This window comes from Paenibacillus sp. F024 (assembly GCF_057814255.1).
Genome location: NZ_JBVASZ010000156.1, coordinates 1 through 287, shown reverse-complemented (window position 1 = coordinate 287; position 287 = coordinate 1). Strand labels below are relative to the sequence as shown.

The 287-nt window shown below is 40.8% G+C and carries 1 protein-coding gene; it reads left to right on the top strand.

The genetic code is table 11. The features are described from left to right. Positions 1-132: 132 nt before the first annotated feature. Positions 133-287, top strand: a 155-nt coding sequence (locus tag ACZYR9_RS27770) for a DUF493 family protein (protein WP_488981514.1), incomplete at its 3' end; no start/stop codon positions are given.

Here is a 287-nt window from a genome sequence, read left to right as displayed (position 1 = left end):
ATTCCTTGAGAATGATTAAGATTTGATACTTGATGTGGAGACTTGAAATTTGATCATCAGTCTCCATTTAAGTAGCCAAGACAGACCCAAACGCCTGCATGATTGCAGGCGTTTAAAATTAGGGGGACTACCATGTTAGACCGTACACCATCTCGTGAACTTCAAGAACATCTTTGGGTTTTCCCTATGGATTATCCGATTAAACTGATTGGCCTTGCGGGCGATGAATTGCGTCACGCTGTCATCGACATTTTTCTAAAACATTTTCCAGATTTTGAAGGTGATAG